This window comes from Nitrosomonas sp. Nm34, assembly GCF_900113925.1.
Classification (GTDB): Bacteria; Pseudomonadota; Gammaproteobacteria; order Burkholderiales; family Nitrosomonadaceae; genus Nitrosomonas.
This window is the reverse complement of sequence record NZ_FORD01000007.1, coordinates 28,419-41,784: the sequence shown is the minus strand read 5'-3', so window position 1 is coordinate 41,784 and position 13,366 is coordinate 28,419. Positions and strand designations below refer to the sequence as shown.

13 protein-coding genes are annotated in these 13,366 nt (G+C 37.3%); 7 read left to right on the top strand and 6 right to left on the bottom strand.

What is annotated here, in order from left to right:
- The first annotated feature begins 151 nt into the window (after nucleotides 1–151).
- Both BM283_RS04730 and BM283_RS04725 read left to right on the top strand, forming a co-directional pair.
- Nucleotides 152–1,813, top strand: a complete 1,662-nt coding sequence (locus BM283_RS04730) for an RNA-directed DNA polymerase (protein WP_090690219.1) — start codon at nucleotides 152–154, stop codon at nucleotides 1,811–1,813.
- A gap of 44 nt (nucleotides 1,814–1,857) precedes the next feature.
- Complete coding sequence (locus BM283_RS04725; RefSeq protein WP_090690217.1) at nucleotides 1,858–2,595, top strand: putative phosphothreonine lyase domain-containing protein; 738 nt, start codon at nucleotides 1,858–1,860, stop codon at nucleotides 2,593–2,595.
- A gap of 221 nt (nucleotides 2,596–2,816) precedes the next feature.
- Here the strand turns inward: BM283_RS04725 and BM283_RS04720 are convergent, their stop codons facing one another.
- Entirely contained in the window at nucleotides 2,817–3,440 is a 624-nt protein-coding gene (locus BM283_RS04720; RefSeq protein WP_090690214.1) for a DUF3465 domain-containing protein, read from the bottom strand.
- A 1,093-nt stretch (nucleotides 3,441–4,533) separates the two neighbouring features.
- Here BM283_RS04720 and BM283_RS04710 point away from each other — a divergent pair.
- On the top strand, nucleotides 4,534–5,304 hold the full coding sequence (locus BM283_RS04710) for a spherulation-specific family 4 protein (protein WP_090690209.1): 771 nt from the start codon (nucleotides 4,534–4,536) through the stop codon (nucleotides 5,302–5,304).
- Between the two features lie 145 nt (nucleotides 5,305–5,449).
- Here BM283_RS04710 and BM283_RS04705 read toward each other — a convergent pair whose 3' ends face one another.
- The 3 genes from BM283_RS04705 to BM283_RS04690 form a co-directional block, all read right to left on the bottom strand.
- Nucleotides 5,450–5,725 carry a DNA adenine methylase gene (locus tag BM283_RS04705; RefSeq protein ID WP_090690207.1) on the bottom strand — a complete coding sequence of 92 codons (276 nt, stop codon included), beginning with the start codon at nucleotides 5,723–5,725 and terminating at the stop codon, nucleotides 5,450–5,452.
- A 1,116-nt stretch (nucleotides 5,726–6,841) separates the two neighbouring features.
- Nucleotides 6,842–7,297 (bottom strand): VOC family protein, encoded by a 456-nt coding sequence (locus BM283_RS04695; protein WP_090690202.1) that lies wholly within the window; start codon nucleotides 7,295–7,297, stop codon nucleotides 6,842–6,844.
- A gap of 300 nt (nucleotides 7,298–7,597) precedes the next feature.
- Complete coding sequence (locus BM283_RS04690) at nucleotides 7,598–8,065, bottom strand: hypothetical protein (RefSeq protein WP_090690201.1); 468 nt, start codon at nucleotides 8,063–8,065, stop codon at nucleotides 7,598–7,600.
- A gap of 370 nt (nucleotides 8,066–8,435) precedes the next feature.
- On the opposite strand from BM283_RS04690, the gene BM283_RS04685 reads away from it, so the two are divergent.
- From BM283_RS04685 to BM283_RS04675, 3 genes are all read left to right on the top strand, one after another.
- The gene (locus BM283_RS04685) at nucleotides 8,436–9,179 is read left to right on the top strand and encodes a TerC family protein (protein ID WP_090690198.1); all 744 of its coding nucleotides are present in this window, start codon (nucleotides 8,436–8,438) and stop codon (nucleotides 9,177–9,179) included.
- 451 nt (nucleotides 9,180–9,630) lie between these two features.
- Nucleotides 9,631–10,626: a YihY/virulence factor BrkB family protein gene (locus BM283_RS04680; RefSeq protein ID WP_090690196.1), complete on the top strand. Its 996-nt coding sequence runs from the start codon at nucleotides 9,631–9,633 to the stop codon at nucleotides 10,624–10,626.
- Nucleotides 10,627–11,082: 456 nt separating this feature from the next.
- Nucleotides 11,083–11,853, top strand: a complete 771-nt coding sequence (locus BM283_RS04675; RefSeq protein WP_090690193.1) for a spherulation-specific family 4 protein — start codon at nucleotides 11,083–11,085, stop codon at nucleotides 11,851–11,853.
- Between the two features lie 110 nt (nucleotides 11,854–11,963).
- On the opposite strand, the gene BM283_RS17950 is transcribed toward BM283_RS04675, so the two are convergent.
- Nucleotides 11,964–12,161: a hypothetical protein gene (locus tag BM283_RS17950; protein WP_139225191.1), complete on the bottom strand. Its 198-nt coding sequence runs from the start codon at nucleotides 12,159–12,161 to the stop codon at nucleotides 11,964–11,966.
- 81 nt (nucleotides 12,162–12,242) lie between these two features.
- Between BM283_RS17950 and BM283_RS18665 the strand changes: the two genes are divergently transcribed.
- Complete coding sequence (locus BM283_RS18665; RefSeq protein ID WP_175492032.1) at nucleotides 12,243–12,413, top strand: hypothetical protein; 171 nt, start codon at nucleotides 12,243–12,245, stop codon at nucleotides 12,411–12,413.
- Nucleotides 12,414–12,810: 397 nt separating this feature from the next.
- Here the strand turns inward: BM283_RS18665 and BM283_RS20315 are convergent, their stop codons facing one another.
- Nucleotides 12,811–12,939: a hypothetical protein gene (locus BM283_RS20315; RefSeq protein ID WP_302848275.1), complete on the bottom strand. Its 129-nt coding sequence runs from the start codon at nucleotides 12,937–12,939 to the stop codon at nucleotides 12,811–12,813.
- Nucleotides 12,940–13,366 lie beyond the last annotated feature (427 nt).

Here is a 13,366-nt window from a genome sequence, read left to right as displayed (position 1 = left end):
TATTGGATAGATCAGTAATGGCAAAAAATCAAATATAGCTATAGTGGTAATATTGATAAGGTAATACAGTTTAGCTTGGAATTATTGCCGTAATTGACATAATGGATCGGAATACCAATCTCATAATGAGAGTACTTATTATTAGTAATATATGGATAAAATAAAAGAATTTCTCCGTAGAGGGTACTTCCCGGTTCAATTGCCTTCCGGCTTCACTACGGATACATTTGCTTCTTCATATAAGCTTTTAAAAGGTAAATGGCTCACAAATGATGTTCCACGATCAAGACCAGAAAGATTTTCAGTTGCTCGATCATCATATAACCGACGATTTACAAGCATCATTAATCCCGTTCCATATTATTTTTTGGTCAAAGAAATAGGAAATTACTGGAAAAACATCCAGAATCATTACAATAAAAGTAAAATATCATTAAGTAGGCCGAAGCTAAATTCTCATTCGCTTCGTGCAATAGAAATAAGTAAATTCAGTGAGTTATATGAAGCAAAGGTAATACGAAGCGCTGGATACAAATATGCACTACTAACCGATATATCGAGGTTTTTTCCAACTATATATACTCATACAATTCCATGGGCACTTCATGGTAAAGATGTAGCCAAGAAAAATCATAATAAAATTGCGAAATATTACGGAAACATTCTCGATGATAAATCAATGAGTGTGCAAGACAGGCAAACAATGGGATTGCCAGTTGGTCCTGATACTTCTCATGTAATAGCTGAAATTATCGCGGTTGCAGTTGATAAAGAACTGAGAACGAAGCTCAAGTACATGCCTCAAGGATTTAGATATGTTGATGACTATTGTCTTTTTTTCAATAATCAAGAAGAAGCACGAAGAGTTTTATCTGAGTTAACTCGAATTTTGAGTACTTACGAACTCCAGATTAATCCCGACAAAACAAGAATAATAGAAGTCAAGGACTTGGTTGAAGATTCATGGAAATATGGAATAAAACACCTAGACGTATCTGAACAAATTAATAAACAGCGAGATGATCTTCATAAGTATTTCGAAAACCTATTCACATTAGAAAAAAGATACAAGGATGAAAGTCTAGTTAAATACGGGCTTAAGAAAATATCCAATATCATAATTAAAAGGCAAAACTGGAATATATATGAAGCCTATCTTTTGAAGTGTGGATACAGTTTTCCTAATACACTACAAGTTATAACAACAATACTTTCTACTTATAACTACTATGAATACCCAATAAATAAGTCTGCAATCGAACGTTTTTGCAATACATTAATTGAAAGTCACTCCATATCAGATGGGCATAGTGAAATTGCGTGGGCATTATGGTTAGCTAAAGAGCTAAAAATTTCAATATCAAAAGAATCCATAAGGGCTATTGAAACAACTTCTAGTTCTGTTTGTATGCTGATTGCTCTCGATTTATTTCACGAAAATCTAGCAAAAGTAAGTCCACGAAAAGAAAAACTTGACATATACGCTACCAAAGATTCATTGTATAGCGATAAATGGTTACTTGCGTATGAAGCGGGTCGTAGGCGCTGGTTACATAATAAGGATGATAAATATATAACTAATGACGAATTTTTCTCTGAACTACTAAAAAATAATGTCATATTTTACGACCAATCGAGAAAGTGCGAAAAAGTTTTCGAGCTCAAGAAAAATAAAGAAAATAGAGATGATCTAAGCAGAATTTTTGAATCCGATGAAGATATTAATGATTATTTTGATTTTCAAAGTGGAGATGATGAATACTTTGATAGTGTTAATGTAAACAGCGAAGATGAAGATGAAGATTATTATTGATTTCTAGATTGGGATTAACAAATTAAAGAATTATCACAACATTAATGCGAAAAACTCAACTGATCGACGCAATTTTTGTTGAATGGGATCGTATATGGGGATCAAAAGGCTTTGATGGAACTTCATCCGAGTACAATTGGCTTCAGCATAATTATGGGATAAGCGAAGAAGATGATGTGCGTTGGCAACTTATCCTTGAACATGATGCTGATGAGCTAGCCGACGAAGACCGGGAAGATCATGAGTTGATGAAGTTTTTAGAAGACGAGCATGCGGTGCAGCAATTTCTGCAACAGCTACTTAGATGTTACCGTAGTGCTTCTATAGCCTATTTGCATACCACAAATTCCGATCAGACTTTGCCACTATCTCAAATTTTACAACCATCCCAAGTCACTGATATCTACTGGATTCGAGCTGAACGACAGATCGGAGAGTATCCTCCCAGCACGGAACGTGGAGGAAAATGGCTTATTTTCGTTCCCATTGAGAATCTTGACGAAACATGGGAAAAAATTCGCATTGCAACCGAGAACGGTGAACTAGGAAGTTCTGCAAAAGCCTCAACTGCAAAGCCAAATCAAAATGCTGCCAATGAAACTCAGAAAGTAATATGTGTCTATTCGTACGATTGGACTAATAAAGAAGATGTTATGCGTATACGTAATCAGCTTCGCCACTTAGGTATCACATGGAAAATTCCATATAAATCTGATGATGACACGTATTCAGGCAAATATGCCAATCGCGGAGCTAAACGAATTTCTAAATATTTTGAGTAGCCTGTTTCAAACTTGGTGAACCATAAAGTTCGCAAAAATAATTGTGTCAAATTTGTGCCAAGTTATGCTAAAAATCACGCTGATTGTGACTGTTTGATACTGAGTTTATGCTTGGCAAGCATTGTAAGTGATTGATTTAAAAATTATTAAATATTATAATTACGCTTTGTAATCAGTAGGTCAATGCTAATTATGATTTAAGGAATTCTTTCGTCACGGAATCACTGATAGATAACATTGTTATGTAAGATCCAACCGTTTACATGAGCTCCATCAGGATCGTGATGTGTCCAGTGAATAACACCACCTTTATTATTCCATTCATATTCTCCAAAAAATTCAATTTTATCATTTAGGGATAACGCAAAAATTCTTGGCGCTAAATCTATATTGTGGGTTATCAGTAGAGTCTGCTTTGATTTCAATTCGATGATAAATCTCTGATGACGACTACCATCAAGATCATCCGATAAAATGGAAATGACCACACCTGTTCCATAAACTTGTACATTACTTTTACCATTTGCGAATAGTTGAGCTAATAATTCATCGCTGTCAGCTTCTAATTCAATATAATCAGAAATTACTCCCGCTCTTAACAATCCATTAAAAACATTTCCATAAACATAGACTTCTTCACCTTTGGTGCCGATATAATTGCCAGAATTGGGATAGTAACGGACTAAATATCCATCAAGAGTAATAGTTGTTATTCCAGCAGGACTAAAATAGCGAGGATAAGCATTCTCAGCAAAATCAAATAATTTATTGCTATTGATTAAAAAATTCTCTGCAGAAGATATTGCTGGAACTAATATCAGCAGTAGTAAAGTAAAATTTCTCATAACTAGGCATTAATCCCTAATGTTGTTAATTTGCCAAAACTAAAAGACACATATTTATTAGAAGAAGTATATATGCAAAGCAAATATACTCATTAAGTTTGTTACGGCAGGCTTTTATGGTTTTGTATTATTTCAATAGACACAAAAGCTTCACTTTTGTGTATGGTATTAGGTAACGGACTGGCTATGTCAGACTGTTAAGGTTGGTCAGTGCAAGTCATTTGTGTATTTCTTAATTAAACCCAAAGGAGAAAACGTGACAAATCTGATGGTTATCAGCGTGTATTGGCGGGTATAAAATTAATAAAGACAATTAGCTATAACACCTGTTAATCCGCAGGTCCCAGGTTCGAGCTCTGGTCGGGGAGCCAATTAAGTACAAATCTAGGCACTTTATCAAGAGAGTCAGTATTTTAACCTGCTACAGCATAATCAAGTGCTGAATAACTTCCTCTAACCTCGGCTTGATTCCCATTTATGCGAATCTAAGAAATGAGCAAGGATGATTTGCGCACCAGCCATTCAATCCGTCAAACATCCTGGCTCAATTTCCATAATTAAAAACCATGGTTTGGCACTTTTCTCGTTAATCTCATCGCATTTGATTTGTTATAAATGCGCATTTGATCTCGCACTAACCGAAGGAGAAGGTTTGAATTTTGTGGTTTCGGCGGTGCTGGCTATCTTTGCTGGCGACAGAAACAAAGCTGTCCTCGTCAAAATCCAGGTTTGGTAGGAAATAATCAAAGGTGAAATCGAGGCGTGATAGTCGTTCAGGCTGATATGCCTGTAGTAGTCCGACCGAATATAAATTTTCGCTCAATTTGGTACTGTTTTGCGCTTTATTTGGTACGGTCATTTTATTCTTGAGTTAATAAATAAAAGTTAATATGTATTGTATTATTGCTAACCTGTTTGTTATTGTTTAGCATTAACACAATAAGAAAAAGAAGTTGATCATCTGAGCTAAATCAGTATTCATTTTTTTCCCTATATCTTCTTTTTTTCCTCCCAAGAGAGTGTACTTTTTATACTCTCAAGATCAGTGTAGAAACTCGGTCTATTTCGCCCTTTTTCAAAGGATATATTCGGCATGAGCATAAAACACTTTATTTTGCTTTCTATAGTTTATTTGTTAGTAACGTTCGGTACGCTCGTCCACGCTGCCAATCTTTTTGTTCCAGCATACTTCCATCCATCTAATCAACCCATTTTCTGGAGCCATTTGGTTGAGGCAGCTCAGACAGTGCCTACTACTGTAATTTTTAACCCCAATAACGGGCCTGGAATAAGCGCTGACCCTAGTTTTACTAACGCAATTGATCGGGTTCGTGAAGCTGGAGGAAAGGTAATCGCTTACGTAAAATCCAATTATGGAGAGCGACCGATGGACAATATTCTCCAGGACATTGATAGTTACATCGCTTTCTATGCGATTGATGGTTTTTTTATTGATGAGAAGACTGCAGACGGGAGCGATGAAAACATCATGTACTACGAGACAATATATAATTACATCAAGAATAAAAGCAGTCATTATTCGGTAACGGGCAATCCCGGCGTGGTGCCTGATGAAGTTTATCTAAGCAAACCCGTCGTTGATGAGTTAGTAGTGTTTGAAAATACCATAAGAAGTTATGTAAACTTTCGACCGGAAAACTGGCAACATACTTACCCGAAGGATAAATTTATCCACATTGTTTACGACGCAAACTCGGACCAAATGAAGCAGGCATTCAACGAGGCCGATAAGAACCACGCTGGACATCTGTACATAACCAATGACAGGCTCTCCAATCCTTATGACAGCCTGCCGCAATATGGTAGGGAGATGCTTGAGATGTCAATCGTAACACCTAAGTAGTGATCCTACCGCTCAAGCTAATCATTGCTGCTGCTAACGATCAAATCGATCTCAAAGCAATGGCCAAAAATCAACTGGCTAGCCGTGGTTTAGATTTATCCGTTAAGTGGGTTGGGTTTCAGAAAGTCCGCGAATTACTCCATCGTTAAAAATTACGGATCACCAGCTCGGTGCGTTGTCCGTGTCCTTGCAGCTCACCCACGATATAATTGATCGCCACCGACTGCATTGCTCGTCCCTTAAATGCTTCCTGCATTTCTGGGAGATCGTTAACGGATATGATCATCCTGACTTTGATCGTTCTTGCCAGCTCGGCTATTTGAGCATACTGTTCCAGTCCAAAATCTGCACCGTAGCCTTCTGTGCCCCAGTAAGGCGGATCACAGTAAAATAAAGTATGCTCCCGGTCATACTTTCGCACTTATTCCTGCCATGCCAAGTGCTCAATATATGGCTTAACCAGTTAAGCTATATGCGAAATAATTTCCAAAACCGAATCGATGGGTTCGGGCTAGATCGAGAAGATGAGCCTAGTAAATATTCTGAGTTGAGGTGGGGAAAATGCAAAGACAAACAGAACATTCACTTTCTTCCTGGCACTTTACCAATATTCGAGACAGGAGTAGATACCATTAAGGAAGAGTACGGTGGTGAAAAACTTTTACTCGAGAACATAAAAAAAGCTCGCACGATAGGAATACCCTATATTTGTGGCTGCTGGCAATGGTGAGGATAAATTGAATCATATTATGCACAATTGATACCTTAGTTTTTGCTACGAGTCATTGAGCAAAATTGAGGGCTCCCTTGTCACATTCGGTCTCAATTTTGGAGACTCTGACCTCCATATAATGGATGCGATAAATATTGCTGCGAAGCAGGGTGCACAAGTAGGCAACAAACTATTCAGCGTTTATATCGGAATTTATTCTGAAGCGTTCCAAAGACACATTGAGGGCATAAAGCATTCTTTTAAGTGTAAGGTAAATTTGTTTGATGCAGAAACCACCCGAGTATGGCGCTAAAAAACATAACACTATTTAAAAAAAGCATTAGTCTCAATGCATCTGTCAACCTTATGTTAAATACTCAAAAGAAGTTGTGATGACATTAACACTGCAAAGAAAACTTACCAACGCCGATCTTAGGGAGTTTTTTAAATCAGCACCTTTGTAATACTGGCACAAATCTAAGAAATCGCATATAAGTCAAAGTGATTTTTATATCAAAAAGATAGATGCGGCCTGCAAACTTGTAAACAGCTTCGTCCCTTTCATGGTTACGATATGCGTCCACGTGGTGCTGGCATTGTTAAGGCTACCGGCACTTTGAAATCAGGAGCTAATGGTTTTAAGTTCTCATATGTCTCCTGTGGAAAATTACATTGAAGTATTCTTCTCATAAAAAATCTACCCGCCGACTTCTACTTAACAAGTCAGAGCCGGTTAACATTATATGCTGATAGTGATGAGAGTATGGGATCTAGCCATCTATTTTAGGTAACACTTCTAAAAAATTTTATTAAATCCCAGAGCACCTAATTATTATCATTTTTTTTAGGCCCTAAACCTCTTGCATTCAATTCAGCCAAAGCTTGCTCAGTTTTTTTCAGATGACCAAGCCCCATACCCTGCAATACATGGTCAGCTTTTGTATATTGAATATTGATATAAGTAGTTATTTCTACTCGATTTCCCCAAGGATCCAGAAAATCAAGAAAAGGACCTTCTAAAAGTTTGATACCCATTTGTTCAAGTGTCTGCCTTACTAATTCCTTATTATCTACCGCTATGCCAATGTGTCGCTTTTGATCAGGCTGTCTATTATCATTTTTTGTAAAATTGATAAATTGATCTCCAAAATAAATAAAAGCTTGCATCTCATTTTTTTCATGAACTTCAAAATTCAAGAAATTGCCATAAAATTTCAATGCTTCATCAATATTTCCAACTTCTAATGCCACATGATTTATGCCTATTGCGTTCGCTTTCATAAATTTGTCTTATCACTAAAAAATTTGTCAATGTATTCCGAAGAGTATTATTTCGTATAGGTGATATCTAACGGTGCAACTGCGACCTTCGTGTATAACTATTAGAGCTAAAAATAACTGAAAGATTTTTTCTAACAGGCAATTTTATTTTTTTATCTTAAGTTGGAACACTATATAGAACACATGCTATTAAATACTGATTCTAGGTGCATATAAGAATTGAATCCATGGATCGAAATAGGTTAGACCACCAAACTGTAGCAAAACGGCATTCAATTATCACTGACATACAACAGGTAGCTATTCTGACTTAGCAAATTCCACTGAATAATTCCAGACTAACTGCCCCTCTATAATCTGATTCGAATAAAAAGAAACCTCTTTTCTGAAATCTCTCGCTTGTTTGGGTGGAATATGAACATAAATATATTCATTTTTTTCTAAAATAATAATGCAATCCTTATCGTTATTCGCACATTCTTTAGCAGTAATTTTTAATTGAACGCCATTCAAAGTGAAGGTTTGTGAGTTATTAATGATACGTCCCGTCATTTCATAATGACTATTTGAGGGTTTAAAAGTAATATTTTTTAATACCAGCTCCGAAGGCGAAATTCTGTTCTTAGATTTATTCTTCTCATACTCTTGGTATTGCCAAAGTAACAAACCAACAACAATACCCAGCAAAACAAGAAACCCTGCCAATTTTCTAAATCTTACTGATACTATTAACAAAATCAATATAATAATTCCCGCTAGCCATTTCATAATCTATCCTTTTTCATTTCGTCTAAAAGAAAATTTTTTTGAAAGGTTCATCTGTGTTTTTGACAATACAATGGATTATCAGTACCTTTATTTTTGCTTACCATGATGTTTGCGTATTATCCATTTTTTGAAGGCACATCTGTTGAAGAGCATCATGAAATCTGACAAAGTTGAACTGCTGTTACCAGCCTAAGTCTCATTTAACAAGTAATCCCATTTCTAAATCAAAACTCACTTTGTTGGCTTCACCTTGCCATATGATTGATACTGTCTGCGGCTTGCCTTCGCGTCGTGTTTGATTTAGAAATGGAATAATACGAACCTATTAGCAGCAATTCATAATCGTCAAAAATAAGAAGGGGAACCCTTGATGTTCGAATGGCTGGCAAGTCCTGAAGCTTGGATAGCATTAGGCACATTAACTGCACTAGAAATTGTTCTTGGGATCGATAACATTATATTTATCTCCATACTTGTCGGGCGCCTTCCAGAAAGTCAACGTACATTTGCCAGAAGAATGGGGCTTGGCTTTGCCATGATTACGCGCTTAGGATTGCTATTTTCAATTTCCTGGGTAATGGGATTAACTGCACCGTTGTTTACATTGCTTTCATATGAAATTTCAGGTCGCGATATCATTCTAATTGGAGGTGGTTTGTTTCTGCTGGCCAAAGCTACACATGAAATCCATAATAGCTTAGAAGGGCAAGAAGAACCTGATCGTTTGATTGTCGTCACCAGCTTGGGAATGCTGCTGCTTCAGATTGCCGTGTTGGATATTGTGTTCTCATTAGATTCAGTTATCACGGCAGTTGGTTTGGTTGATCATCTTTCTCTCATGGCAATTGCTATTGTTTTGGCAGTATTGGTCATGCTAATGGCGGCAAAGGCGATCGGTGATTTTGTAGATGCACACCCTACGGTTAAAATTCTTGCTCTTTCCTTCCTAATTTTAGTGGGCGTCACGCTCATATTGGAGGGGTTCGACATCCATGTGCCAAAAGGCTATATTTATTTTTCAATGGCATTTTCAGTCTCAGTGGAAATGCTCAATCTTCGTATGCGGAAAAAACGAGTGGCGCCTGTCAAACTCCACAAGAAAATTCCTGAATAGTTGGGATGGGATATTTGTTGCAAACAGGATAAATTTCCTGATAAACCATCAATTTGCCCCAGATTCGAGCTCTGGATATAGGTTCATAAAAATCAATAAGTTACATAAAAACAAATTTTATATTAAGTAGAGTATTAACCTTATAGCAGATTGAGCGCGAAAACAAACTCCAATGATAAGTTTGAGATTGCAATTCTTGTGGTATTGCCATCTAATTACTCTTATTGTGCGTATAAGCTAGTGGAACACCACCGATCATTTAAATCGGCTTGAATACTCGCAAGCATAAAAGTCATATAAAAATATGGGGTAAAAGAACAGGCCAAATTAATAATTTATTTTTAGCTAGATTAAAAATTTTGAATTTTTCATGGAATATAACATCCTAAATTTTAAAAGCTCATCTCATTGAAGAATTTTTTAGAATTTTATTATTTATTTATTCGTGATAATGAAATTAACACTAAAGAACGCATGGCCTGTAATTAAACAAGCTTTCTCTGAATTCATGGAAGTCAACGTACTGAGAATGAGTTCTTCGCTTGCTTTTTATACCTTGTTTGCACTGGCCCCTATGTTCATCGTGATTATAACGATCGTTCAATTTTTCTTCGGTGCAGAAGCTATAGAAGGGAACCTTTATCCACAGCTTGCTGAATTGGTAGGTTCACAAGCAGCAACTCAAGTCGAAGAAATGATCAAAAATGCTGCTATCTCTAAAAGTAGCACATTATCAACCGCTGGCAGCGCCATTATACTTTTGTTCTTGGCCACCGGAGTGTTTGTTGAAATTCAGGAATCCATTAATTATATCTGGCGTTTAAAAGCGAAGCCCAAAAAAGGTTTTATGAAACTCATTGTTAATCGTCTATTAAGCTTTTCAATGGTTGTTTCATTAGGATTTATTCTGCTGGTATCCCTGATGTTAAATGCTGCATTGGAAGTGCTAACTGGCGGTTTACAAAAGATGTTTCCTACGATTACAGTCTATTTCACCTATTATCTTAATCTTACTGTAACTTTTATTGTCATTACTTTTATATTTGCTTGTATATTCAAGATCCTCCCAGATGCCAAAATTAGATGGAGAAATATTATTGCTGGCGCTATAACCACTGCTGTGCTTTTTATGATAGGGAAATCTGTGATTACTATCTATTTATCAAATAGTGATATAAGTTCAACTTATGGGGCAGCAGGCTCTATCGTAATCATTATGCTGTGGGTATATTATTCAGCCATTATCTTGTACTTTAGCGCTATCCTGACAAGAATTTATGCTCAGATCTCAGGTTATACAATCTATCCAACTGAATATGCGGTTTTTATCAAAGAAGTTGAAATTGAAAATAACGAATCCCTACAAAACCAACCCGACACTCACAAAATAAAAACTGAAGTCCAGAATGAGGTAGCTAAAAAGGAAAAAAAGGATAAAACTCAATAATAAGTTATCTTTAGAAACATTCAATTTTTAGAATTATTATTATTTTCAGCAGATTCTCAACCTTTTGCACCCAAGTCTGCCAGCGCTTGATCACTTCTTTAAGATAGCTAACCCTTTCCCCACAGTACATCGCTTGCTTTTATGGATTAAGCAATTACTGTCAGTTATTGTTTTTATTAATATTTTCACCTGGGTATAAATTTTCACTCCATTTTTAGTACAGTTTTGCGCTATGCTTTATTTGGAAGCGTGGTTTAATTTTTCAGATAACGAATAAGCATTGTATGCACCTGCATTATTGCTAGCCTATCTGTTATTCCTTAGCATTCATGCACAACAAGAAAATACTCGTTTGAGCTAAAAAGGTAGTTATTTTTCGTATTTTCTCTTTTTTCTTCCAAGATCAGTGTAAAAACTCGGTCTATTACGCCTTACTTCATAGGATATATATTCGACATGAGCATAAAACACTTTATTTTGTTTTCTGGAGTTTACTTGTCAGTAATGTTCGGTACGCTCGTCTACGCTGCCAATCTTTTTGTTCCAGCCTATTTTCATCCATCTAAACAACCAGTTTATTGGAGCCACCTGGCTGAGGCAGCTCAAGCGGTATCTACCACCGTCATTTTTAACCCACATAACGGGCCTGGTGCAAACGCTGACCCCAGTTTTGTTAACGCAATTGATCGGGTTCGTGAAGCTGGAGGAAAGATAATTGCTTACGTACACTCCAGTTATGGAAGTCGCCAGATAGACAGTATTTTTAGAGACATTGATAGTTACATCGCTTTCTACGCAATTGACGGCTTTTTTATCGATGAAATGACTGCAGATGGCACAGATGAAAACATCAGGTACTACGAGGCAATATATAACTATATCAAGGATAAAAGCACTCATTATTCAGTAACGGGGCACCCCGGAGTAGTGCCCGACGAAGCTTATTTAAGCAAACCCGTTGTTGATAATTTAGTGGTATTTGAAAATAGCGTAAGAAGTTACGTATACTTTCAGCCAGAACAATGGCAACATAATTACTCGAAGAATAGATTTATCCACATTGTATATAGCGCAAGCTTGCAACAAATGAAACAGGCGTTCAGTGAGATTGACAAGAATCATGTTGGAAATTTGTACATAACCGATGACCGGCTCCCCAATCCTTATGACAGTTTGCCGGAGTATGGTGGGGAGGAGCTTGAGATGTCAATCATAACACCTAAGTAGTGATCCTCCCGCTTAAGCTAATTATCGCTGTTATCAATGATCAAACGACCTCAACGTGATAGCCAGAAATAAGTTGGCGAGCCTTGGTTTAAATTTATCCGGATAGTAAGTTAGATTTGGAAAAGCCCGTAAATGGCTTTATCGTTAAAAATTAGCGATCCCCAGATCACTTCATTGGTTTGCAGATTGAGCAAGCGAGCTTTGAATGCTGCCTGCCGTTGGTTGATCATATTCTCTACAGAGCTGGCACCAGGATTCTGCCAGCCGGTTACATGCAGCATCGGTGTCAAGGAGGTAATCTCGATCAACGCCAGTTCCAGATGAAGTGCTGGTTATATTTGCTGCCTAAAGTATTTAATGACTGTGAGGCGCTGATTGGGATCCTTCTTATGAGCTTTTACTATCTGGATGTGAAAATACAGCCTAACCAGTTGAGAGTGATTCAAAAAGAATTCTCATCTAAACCAGAGATGACGCGAAGGCAAGCTGTAGACAGTATCGATAATGCGGTAAGAAGAGCTGATAAAGCCATGTTTGATTTAGCTGGCAGGGTGCAATAAGTGTAACGCATTGCATCAGATGGTAAGATAGTACATACGGTGCAATGCCTGATGGTTATCGCGCTTTACGCGGATTGCTCCATCGAACATAAACAAAGTGCTGCTGGCTTGAAGCGCCAACTCATTTCAAACATTTACTGCGTGGTGATGGGCGCGATGATTAGTTCTCGGTAGCCATTTTTGTCAAAATCAGATTTGATCTAAACTTTTTGGCACTGCAGATCGATCGGTTGGTACGGCTGTTTTGGATATTCAAAAATACTCATATCGGAAGCAGATTCACAACCATTGATTTGATCTTATGAGAACTGATTGAATTGCGGTACATCTCGTCAAAAATATTTCCACAAGCTCTAAAGGAAATATTCGGATGGTAAGGGTTGCAGGTTTTATTCGTTTATAGATATTCACACGCTTTTTCTAATTCTCGGTCATATAGCCAGGGATAACCTTGAGGCATTTCTTCAGTAACGGCGGCGATCTTCTGCTCGTCATCTCTCACAGTCGTTAAAACTTGTATCATCATGCTGGATTGGAGCGTTATTCAAGAGGATTTCTTTTCTTCGTTCTTCTGTAGTATAAGCGACCGGCCTGAATCAGGATAAACCTGGACTACTTTTGTGAATCAATTCGATCGATGGTTAGACTTATTTCGTCAAGCCGTTCGCACGGCTACGTTAGACCCAGAAATCCGACAGTTCGGGCTATGACGATAACTCCCATAAGTATCCAAAAAATGTTTAGGAGTGTGTATGCCGCATCTTTGCGTAAAAACGCGCACCATGTGAGGAGCAGGGAATCACACGTATTGATGGCCCAGACAAACATGAAGGGACTCTCCGGGCCGAGCCAGCTGACTAAAGTGAAGTTAGAAATCCGCATGAGAACTCCAATCATCTCTAAGGTTTTCATGTGGTTGATAATAAATGCATTCATGCTCATCAATTTACCAA

Coding starts and splice junctions, on each gene's coding strand:
- BM283_RS04690 (WP_090690201.1), bottom strand. CDS start 8,065: ATGAAATGGCTAGCGGGAATTATTATATTGATTTTGTTAATAGTATCA.
- BM283_RS04710 (WP_090690209.1), top strand. CDS start 4,534: ATGAGCATAAAACACTTTATTTTGCTTTCTATAGTTTATTTGTTAGTA.
- BM283_RS04720 (WP_090690214.1), bottom strand. CDS start 3,440: ATGAGAAATTTTACTTTACTACTGCTGATATTAGTTCCAGCAATATCT.
- BM283_RS04730 (WP_090690219.1), top strand. CDS start 152: ATGGATAAAATAAAAGAATTTCTCCGTAGAGGGTACTTCCCGGTTCAA.
- BM283_RS18665 (WP_175492032.1), top strand. CDS start 12,243: ATGAGCTTTTACTATCTGGATGTGAAAATACAGCCTAACCAGTTGAGA.
- BM283_RS04675 (WP_090690193.1), top strand. CDS start 11,083: ATGAGCATAAAACACTTTATTTTGTTTTCTGGAGTTTACTTGTCAGTA.
- BM283_RS04680 (WP_090690196.1), top strand. CDS start 9,631: ATGAAATTAACACTAAAGAACGCATGGCCTGTAATTAAACAAGCTTTC.
- BM283_RS20315 (WP_302848275.1), bottom strand. CDS start 12,939: ATGATGATACAAGTTTTAACGACTGTGAGAGATGACGAGCAGAAGATC.
- BM283_RS04725 (WP_090690217.1), top strand. CDS start 1,858: ATGCGAAAAACTCAACTGATCGACGCAATTTTTGTTGAATGGGATCGT.
- BM283_RS04685 (WP_090690198.1), top strand. CDS start 8,436: ATGTTCGAATGGCTGGCAAGTCCTGAAGCTTGGATAGCATTAGGCACA.
- BM283_RS04695 (WP_090690202.1), bottom strand. CDS start 7,297: ATGAAAGCGAACGCAATAGGCATAAATCATGTGGCATTAGAAGTTGGA.